The 1,269-nt window shown below is 44.0% G+C and carries 1 protein-coding gene and 2 pseudogenes; all 3 read left to right on the top strand.

Going from position 1 to position 1,269, the window contains the following annotated elements:
- Window positions 1–449, top strand: a pseudogene (locus O9300_RS02850) (RNA-guided endonuclease TnpB family protein); the annotation flags it as partial.
- Window positions 450–551: 102 nt separating this feature from the next.
- Window positions 552–905: pseudogene (locus tag O9300_RS02855) on the top strand (hypothetical protein); the annotation flags it as partial.
- Window positions 906–981: 76 nt separating this feature from the next.
- On the top strand, window positions 982–1,269 hold a 288-nt coding region (locus O9300_RS02860), incomplete at its 3' end, for a transposase (protein WP_287969925.1).

Here is a 1,269-nt window from a genome sequence, read left to right on the forward strand (position 1 = left end):
AAAAGACCATTTACATAAGCTAACCACTCAATTAGTTCGTGAAAACCAAACGATTGTGGTTGAGAATTTAGCCGTTAAGAATATGGTCAAAAACCCGAAATTATCTCAGGCAATATCTGATGTAAGCTGGGGAGAAATCACCCGACAATTAGCCTATAAATGCCGTTGGTATGGGAGAAACTACATCGAAATAGATAGATGGTTTCCTAGCTCTAAAAGATGTAGTAATTGTGGGCATATTGCCCTTGAAAATGCCGTTAAATGTTCGAGAATGGGACTGTCCAGACTGTGGGACTCACCATGACCGAGATATTAACGCTAGTAAAAATATTTTGGCCGCAGGGCTTGCGGTGTCAGTCTGTAGAGCGACCTGATGACCAGAACAGAGTAAATCTGGGGCGGCAGGTGCGAAAAATCCTTCGGGAAAGAAGCAGAAACCCAAATCGTGAGGTTTGGGAATCGCCGTCCGTTTTACGGCGGCGAGGATGTCAACTCGAAAATCCCTATCAGAAACTGCCTAACTCCAAAAAGGTGAACATCTCTCTTGAGTCATTCGACAACCTCACGATCAATTTGCCAAACAATACCTAGAAGAATTGCTGTCTCCCCTGGGAAAGGTGGAAGTCAGCAAAGAGGTGGCGGATGAAACCCGTCAGGTGGATATTTTCTTCTCTCCTCACCCTAATATGCGGGGAAATGCTCAATCTTTGGGTCTTTTAGGGCAAATGGTGACAACAAGCACTTTGCTTGAGCCTTTTCGCAATGCTCCCAGTCGAACGGAAATTCGCAACTGTATCTTAAAACTGTTTTCGATTTTCGCTGAACTTCAACGGAAAGGGAAACGGGAAAAAACTGAGTTAAACGAGGATGACTTACCTAAATTATGGATTTTGGCTACTTCTATTGGGACTTAAACGCCAAATAAAGATCAAATCGAGTATAATCGTTAAAGAGTAAGCACTTTACGTTGAAAGAGCAGCGATGAAAGAGACAACCCCAGCCGCGATGCCCCCATGCTTTGACCGATGGTGTCGGCGGTTTGACAATTGCTTCAAAAACGAAGCGCAAAAAAACGGCTTCAGACAATATTTAGGAGAATTATTAGGGGAAAGTGAGAGGAAAAACCTCACTCAAATGGCCAATAATGCCGTCGGAGTAGTTTATAACCGATTACATCACTTTTTGACCGAATCTCCTTGGTCAGACCGTCAGGTGAATGAATGTCGGTTGCAAGTGATGAACCAATGCCGCCAGACGCAAATACCCCGA

This window comes from Microcystis sp. LE19-195.1E (genome assembly GCF_027532095.1).
Taxonomy (GTDB): Bacteria; Cyanobacteriota; Cyanobacteriia; order Cyanobacteriales; family Microcystaceae; genus Microcystis; species Microcystis aeruginosa.